Origin of the sequence: Mycobacterium sp. (assembly GCF_032162605.1) — a bacterium.
Classification (GTDB): Bacteria; Actinomycetota; Actinomycetes; order Mycobacteriales; family Mycobacteriaceae; genus Mycobacterium.
The window spans coordinates 1-3,164 of sequence record NZ_JAVROT010000010.1 but is presented as its reverse complement, the minus strand read 5'-3'; the positions used below and the strand labels follow the sequence as shown (position 1 = coordinate 3,164).

Annotated in this window: 4 protein-coding genes and 1 pseudogene; all 5 read left to right on the top strand. The window is 63.8% G+C overall.

Translation table 11 applies throughout. The annotated features are described in order from the left end of the window. A partial coding sequence (locus QOI01_RS00345; protein WP_526377514.1) for a lysophospholipid acyltransferase family protein occupies positions 1 to 1,094 on the top strand: 1,094 nt, incomplete at its 5' end. Positions 1,095 to 1,202: 108 nt separating this feature from the next. Further along, positions 1,203 to 1,997 (top strand): enoyl-CoA hydratase-related protein, encoded by a 795-nt coding sequence (locus QOI01_RS00340; RefSeq protein ID WP_526377512.1) that lies wholly within the window; start codon positions 1,203 to 1,205, stop codon positions 1,995 to 1,997. Between the two features lie 15 nt (positions 1,998 to 2,012). Beyond that, positions 2,013 to 2,213: pseudogene (locus QOI01_RS00335) on the top strand (hypothetical protein); the annotation flags it as partial. Between the two features lie 50 nt (positions 2,214 to 2,263). Beyond that, positions 2,264 to 2,722, top strand: coding sequence for a MaoC family dehydratase (locus QOI01_RS00330; protein ID WP_526377510.1), 459 nt, complete (start codon positions 2,264 to 2,266; stop codon positions 2,720 to 2,722). A gap of 153 nt (positions 2,723 to 2,875) precedes the next feature. Further along, positions 2,876 to 3,164 (top strand): FadR/GntR family transcriptional regulator (locus QOI01_RS00325; protein ID WP_526377508.1); only part of this gene is annotated, 289 nt, incomplete at its 3' end.

Sequence of the window (3,164 nt, the reverse complement as noted above, 5' to 3'; positions counted from 1 at the left end):
CCAAGACGCCCGAGAACGCGCGCTGGCTCTTCAGTTACGCACGGGGCCTGCGGCATCGCCTGGGACGCATCTACATCAACTTCGGGGCGCCGGTGCCGCTGTACGAGCGAATGACCGCGCTGCGCGCCGAGGGCTTGACCGACCGGCAGGTGGTCGAGCGTGTCGCACTGGACATCTGCCACCGCCTCAACCAGGCCACGCCGGTGTCTGCGACGGCCGCCGTGAGCGTGGCGATGCTCGGCGCCGACCGAGCCCTGACGCTCGACGAAGTGTGCGCCACCCTCGCGCCCGTCGCGCGGTACCTTGCCGCCAGGGGCTGGCCCGTTGCAGGGGGTGCCGACCTCACCGACCGTGCCACGGTTTCGCAGACGCTGCACGACTTGGTCGGATCCGGTGTGTTGACGAGCTATGCCGAGGGGCCGGAGACGGTGTGGGGGATTGGCGACGACCAGCATCTGATCGTTGCGGTCTACCGCAACAGTGCGATCCACGTTCTGTTCATGCGTGCGATCGCCGAACTTGCCTTGCTGGCGATCGTGCAGACGCCGGGAGCAACCAAGCGCACTGGGTGGGAGAAGGCACTCGCCGTGCGAGAACTGTTGAAGTTCGACTTCTTCTTCGCCGGCCGCGACGAGTTCGCCGACGAGTTGTGGCACGAGTTTGCGATCATGAACGGACGCGGTATCGACCGGAGCGCACCGCTCGATACCGAGGAGGCCGCCCGGAGTCTCAATGAGAGTGAGCTGCTGGTGGCGCATTTGGTGCTCCGGCCATTCGTCGACGCGTACCGAGTGGTGGCCGAGGAACTCGTCAACCTCGGACCGCGCCGCGACGTCGACGAACAGCAGTTGCTCACGAGGTGCCTCCGCCTTGGCCGGCAATGGTCGCTCCAGCACCGCATCACGGAGGAGTCGGTGTCGGGGGAGATGTTCAGCACCGCTGTGAAATTGGCGCGGCACCGTGGTCTGCTCGCCCCCGAGGGCGACGCAGACGACATTGCGGATCGTCGGTCGGCCCTCGTCGCTGAGCTCGACGACCTCCAGCGCTCGATCGGTGAGCTGGCGCGGATGGGTCGGGACTTCGTGCCTGTATGAGTCAGCCGACAATCGCCGCTTTGCGCCGACCGACCCGTTTGGTAATATGGTTAGACCATAACGTGCAGGCGGACAGTGACCGTGGCTTTCAACGAAGAGAGGCAACCGATGACCGAGTTCACCGACATAACCTACGAGGTCGACAACGGCCTGGCCTGGATCACCATCAACAGGCCCGAGCGGTACAACGCGTTTCGCGCGCGCACGCTCGACGAATTGATCCGGGCTTTCAAGCTGGCGTGGGGGAGCCCAGAGGTCGGCGTCATCTGTTTGACCGGCGCCGGCGAGAAGGCGTTCTGCACCGGGGGCGATCAGAAGCAGCGCGCCGAGACCGGTGATTATGGCCCTTCGGAAACTGGCCTGTTCGAGGTGGACACATTGCATCGGGTGATCCGCGACGTGCCCAAGCCGGTGATCGCCGCGGTGAACGGGTTCGCGATCGGCGGAGGCCATGTCTTACACGTGCTGTGCGACCTGACGATCGCGGCCGACACCGCGGTGTTCGGACAGAACGGTCCTCGGGTCGGTTCGTTCGACGCGGGCTTCGGAACCGGCTATCTGGCGCGCGTAGTCGGCGAGAAGCGTGCCCGTGAGATCTGGTTCTTGTGCCGCAGGTACTCGGCGGAGCAGGCGGAAAAGTGGGGACTGGTCAACAAGGTGGTGCCTGCCGACGAGCTCAAGTCGGAGGTGCGGGCATGGGCGGATGAAATCTTGATGCTCTCGCCAACGGCATTAAAGATCTTGAAGCAATCGTTCAACACCGACACCGAACAGTTCGCGTCGGTCGGTCAGATGGCGTACTCGAGCCTGAAGCTCTTCGGCGAGACGCCTGAAGCGAAAGAGGGTGTCAGCGCGTTCAACGAAAAGCGCGTCCCCGAATTCGCTGAGTATCGGGGCAACTGAGCGAGATGTGTGGCGATGTTCAACGGGGAACAGCGCGGATCGGTGACCGACGAGGGCAGGCCATCGCTCGCGTCAATGCTCATCTGGCTACTCAACACCTACGCCGGATTATCCACGGCGGTAGCGGGTTTCGTGCTGAACAAGACGGAACTGGTTGTTATCGGCTTGTTACTCGTCATGTCCGGTTCCACCCTGGCCAACCTCATCACCAAGGTGATGAGTCGCGCCCAGTCGGTGTGGCTCGAATTCTATGAGAGAGGTGAGCGGTGCGCGTCATCGCATCCATCGCCGAGGCCGTTGACGCCGTCGGTCAGGAACTCGGTGTATCCCGATGGACCGCTGTCGACCAGGACCGTATTGACGCCTTCGCCGACACGACGGGGGACCGTCAGTGGATCCACGTCGACGTCCCGCGGGCAGGAGCCGAAAGTCCTTACGGCACAACCATTGCCCACGGTTTCCTGACGCTGTCTCTTATTCCGGCGTTGTGCAAGGACAACTACCGCGTCGACAATGCCAAGATGGGCATCAACTACGGGCTCAACAAGGTCCGGTTCCTCGCGCCGGTGCCGGCGGGAAGCCGGGTCCGGGTGCGATCGGATCTCGTGGACGCCAGAAGGGTCAACGACACCACGGTCGACCTGACCGTGCGACAGACGGTTGAGCTCGACGGCTCGGATAAGCCCGCCGCGGTCGCCGAGGTCATCGCACGAATGGTCTTCTGAAGCGTCGCGTCGGCGAGTCTGCAGGTCAGACGTCGATCGTCGGTGCCGACGCACGCGACACGACACGGCTGGTGGCGTCTGACGCGACGGGCAATATGCTGACCGGTACATTGGGTCTTACCTTTAGGCCAATTGCATTCCGGAGGTGCGGCAATGGGACAAACCGAGTCGACGAAGGCTCCGACACGGTCGACTGTCTTGCTGACCCCGGTGGAAGTGCCGAAGGCGTCGGACGTGTTGGCTCGGGAACTGCGCGAGCGGATCCTGTCGGGAGAACTGAAAGAGGGCACGGCGCTGCCGGCGGAGCGCGAGCTCGTCAAGCAGACGCAGATGAGCCGGGCCACGGTGCGGGAGGCATTGCGCATCTTGGAGGTTCAGAACTTGGTTCGAGTCCGGGCGGGCCGGGCCGGCGGGGCCTTTGTTCAGCGTCCGACGACGAAGT